A 4,024-nucleotide genomic window follows, 5' to 3' on the forward strand; every position below is an offset into this window, starting at 1 on the left:
CCCGCCGACCGTGTGGTCGGCGGGGCCTTCATCTGCTCCGGCATAGCAACTGCAGTTCTACTTCGCTGCAGTTCTAGCTCGCTGCAGTTCTACTTCGCCCTGGTTCTACTTCGCCCTGGTTCTACTTCGGCGGGAGAGGTGAGCGGCCCGGCCGCCCCGAGCGTCAGGCGTCCTTGGCCTGGGCCTTCAGCGCGCGGTCCGTGCCCGCCAGGGCCTCGACGACCAGGCGGCGCAGCGCCGGAGCCGCCTCCGCGTTGGTCTCCAGCCACGCCTGCGTCGCGTCGCGCAGCTCTGCCGACGCCAGCGGGGCCGGGTAGAAGCCCTCGATGATCTCCTCGGCGATGTGGTAGCTGCGCTCGTCCCACACCTTGAGCACGGCGTCCAGGTACGGCTGCACGACGTCGGCCAGCGGGGCCGGGTCGTTGACGTGCAGGAACCCGAGCCCGGTGTTCCGGATGATCGCGTTCGGCACGTCGGCGTCGACCACCGAGGACAGGGCGGCGAGCTTGCCCTCGACCGTCGGCTTGGCGGCCCGGGCACGGGCCGCGGACTGCCGGCCCGTGGCGGTGTCGTCGGCGGCCAGCGTGGTGTCGATCTCCGCGTCGCCGGCGGCGCCGTTGAGCACGAGGCCCTCCAGCAGCTCCCAGCGCAGGTCGGTGTCGATCTCCAGGCCGTCGAGCGCGACGGACCCGTCCAGCAGGCCGGACAGCGTCGCGACGTGCGCGGGCGTCGAGGCCACGTGCGCGAAGAACTTCACGAGCTGGAACTGCGTGTCCGAGCCGGCGGCGGCGTCGCCCACGAGCGACCAGAGCGTGTCGCCCACCTGCGCGAGCGTCGCCGCGCGGGCCGACGGCGCCACGAACTGCTTGGCGGCCAGCACCATCTGGTTGAGCGTGGTGCGCAGCGTCGTGGACTCGGTCTCGCCGGCGATCCCGCCCAGCACGAGCTGCACGTACTCGGACGCCGGCACCTCGCCGTCGCGCACCGCGTCCCAGACCGAGCCCCAGACCAGGGACCGGGCCAGCGGGTCGGTGATGTCGGCCAGGTGCTCCAGCGCGACGCGGAGCGACTCGGCGTCGAGGCGGATCTTCGCGTACGCGAGGTCCTGGTCGTTGAGCAGCACGAGGGCCGGGCGGTCGAGCTCCACGAGCTCCTTGACGTCCGTCCGCGGCCCGTCGACGTCGACCTCGACGAAGCGCGTGCGCACCAGCTCGCCGCCGTCGGACAGGCTGTAGAAGCCGATGCCGAGACGGTGCGGGCGGATGGTGGGCCACTCGGCGGGCGCCGTCTGCTCCACGACGAATGACATGATGCGGCCGTGGCTGTCCGTCTCGATGACCGGGCGCAGCGTGTTGACGCCGGCCGTCTCGAGCCAGAGCTTGGACCAGGCCTTGAGGTCGCGGCCGCTGGTGGCCTCGAGCTCGGTGAGCAGGTCGGGCAGCTCGGTGTTGCCCCACGCGTGCTTGCCGAAGTAGGCGGAGACGCCCGCGATGAACGCGTCCCGGCCCACCCAGGCCACGAGCTGCTTGAGCACCGAGGCGCCCTTGGCGTACGTGATGCCGTCGAAGTTGACCTGGACGTCCTCCAGGTCCTTGATCTCGGCGACGATCGGGTGCGTGGAGGGGAGCTGGTCCTGCTTGTACGCCCACGACTTCTCCATCGCGGAGAAGGTGGTCCAGGCCGCCTCGAACTCCGTGGCCTCGGCCGTGGCCAGCGTGGAGGCGTACTCGGCGAACGACTCGTTCAGCCACAGGTCGTTCCACCACTTCATGGTGACCAGGTCGCCGAACCACATGTGCGCCAGCTCGTGCAGGATCGTCACGACGCGGCGCTCACGCACGGCCTCGGTCACCTTGGAGCGGAAGACGTACGACTCCGTGAAGGTCACGCAGCCCGCGTTCTCCATGGCGCCCATGTTGTACTCGGGCACGAACAGCTGGTCGTACTTGGTGAACGGGTACGGCACGCCGAACGTGGACTCGTAGAACTCGAAGCCCTGACGGGTCTTCTCGAAGATGTAGTCGGCGTCGAAGTGCGCGGAGAGCGACTTGCGGCAGAACGCGCCGAGCGGGATCTCACGGCCGTCCGACGACGTGAGCGACGACCGGACCACCGCGTACGGGCCCGCGACGAGCGCCGTGATGTAGGTGGAGATGCGGCCGGTGGGCTCGAACGTCCACGTGGCGGCCTCGACCCCGTCCCCGCTGGTCGAGCCGGCCGCGACCGGCTCCGGCGTCGGCTCGTTGCTCACGACCTCCCACGCGGCGGGCGCGGTCACGGTGAACTGGAACGTGGCCTTGAGGTCGGGCTGCTCGAAGCAGGCGAACACGCGGCGAGCGTCCGGCACCTCGAACTGGGTATAGAGGTACACCTCGCCGTCCACGGGATCCACGAAGCGGTGCAGGCCCTCGCCCGTGTTCGTGTAGCCGCAGTCGGCGACGACCACGAGCTCGTTGTCCGCGGCCAGCCCGTCCAGGGCGATCCGGGAGTCGGCGAACACGACGGCGGGGTCCAGCTCGCGGCCGTTCAGCGTCACGGACCGCACGGACGGTGCGACCAGGTCGACGAAGGTCGCGGCGCCCTCGGTCGCGGCGAAGCGCAGCGTCGTGGCGGACGCGAAAGTGTCCGGACCGGTGGTCAGGTCCAGCGCGATCTCGTACGACTCGACCGCTACGACGCCGGCGCGTTCGACCGCCTCGGCGCGGGTCAGGTTCTCTCCGGGCACGGGCCCTCCACGTCTGTCTGCTCATGGGCGCCGACGGCGCCCCGCGCGTCCGAATGGCGCGCTTTATCGGTTGGCTTCTCGTCCGGTGTGTGAACTACCTGCGACGACTCGTCGATCATGCCACGCAGGAGTAACAGCGAGTAACGCCTTTGTGTACGATCGACCGCGGTCGCCCAGACCGACCGATTTGAGCTGAGGAGTTGCCCGATGTCCGGCACTGTGCCGCCCCCGCCACCGCCACCGGGCGGCAGCCCTGATGAGGAGCCCACGGCTCCCCTCCAGGAGCAGCACCCCGCCACCATGCCGACGCCCGTCCAGCAGGCGCCGGTTCAGCGTGTCTCGGCGGCGACGCGCAAGCCGCCCGCCATCTCGCCGACCAACCAGTTCGCCCAGGCCGTCACCCCCGCGCCGGCCGCACCGGGCGCGCCCCGTGTGCAGTCCGTGCAGCGCGGCGGCGACCCGACGATGCAGCAGCAGTACTACCCCGAGCAGTACCAGCAGCAGGGGTACGCGCAGCAGGGCGGCTACCAGCAGCCCGGCCAGTACCAGCAGGGCGGGCAGTACCAGCAGCAGGGCCAGTACCAGCAGCAGCAGCCCGCGCAGTACCAGCCGCAGGGCTACGACCAGTACGGCCAGCCGGTCTACGCCGGCCAGCCCGGCGGCTACCAGCAGGAGCCCGAGCGCAAGAAGCTCAGCCCCGGCTGGATCGCGTTCATCGCCCTGGACGTGCTGCTCGTGATCGCCGCGATCGTGTTCGCCGTGAACCTGCTCGGCTCCTCCCCCGACACGTCCGCCTCGGGCGGCGAGTCCTCGGCCGCCGAGCAGTCGGCCGAGCCGGAGGCCGAGGAGGGCCTGGAGACCGACGGCGGGGCCGGCGTCGAGACCTTCGCCGCGCCGTCGCTCAACATCACCTGCACGATCTCCGCCGACGCCGCGACGTGCGGCATCGCGGAGCTCAACCAGAAGCCCGCCCCCGACGCCTCCTGCGGCGGGGCCTCCGGGTACGTCGCGAAGGTCGACCCGACCGGCAACGTGACGCAGCCGTGCGTGGGCAAGGACGACCAGCCCAAGGAGGCCGGCGGCGACGTCGCGATCCTGAAGTACGACGCCACGAAGAAGGCCCACGGCTTCACGTGCACCAGCGCCAAGACCGGCGTGACCTGCGTGGCCGACGCCACCGGCAGCGGCTTCTCGATCGCCCGCGCGGGCATCGGGCAGGCCTGACGGTCGCTCGGCCGAGATAGAACTGCAGCGAGATAGAACCGCAGCACACTCGCGTGATGTGCTGCGGTTCTATCT

Annotated in this window: 2 protein-coding genes; one reads left to right on the forward strand and one right to left on the reverse strand. The window is 70.6% G+C overall.

Going from position 1 to position 4,024, the window contains the following annotated elements; translation table 11 throughout:
* Positions 1 to 163 precede the first annotated feature (163 nt).
* Positions 164 to 2,725, reverse strand: a complete 2,562-nt coding sequence (gene pepN, locus ACFU5G_RS29425) for an aminopeptidase N (protein WP_377252603.1) — start codon at positions 2,723 to 2,725, stop codon at positions 164 to 166.
* Between the two features lie 207 nt (positions 2,726 to 2,932).
* Here pepN and ACFU5G_RS29430 point away from each other — a divergent pair, with 207 nt between their 5' ends.
* On the forward strand, positions 2,933 to 3,949 hold the full coding sequence (locus ACFU5G_RS29430; protein ID WP_377252605.1) for a hypothetical protein: 1,017 nt from the start codon (positions 2,933 to 2,935) through the stop codon (positions 3,947 to 3,949).
* Positions 3,950 to 4,024 lie beyond the last annotated feature (75 nt).

Origin of the sequence: Promicromonospora sp. NPDC057488 (assembly GCF_042802395.1) — a bacterium.
In the GTDB taxonomy this organism is placed as follows: Bacteria; Actinomycetota; Actinomycetes; order Actinomycetales; family Cellulomonadaceae; genus Promicromonospora.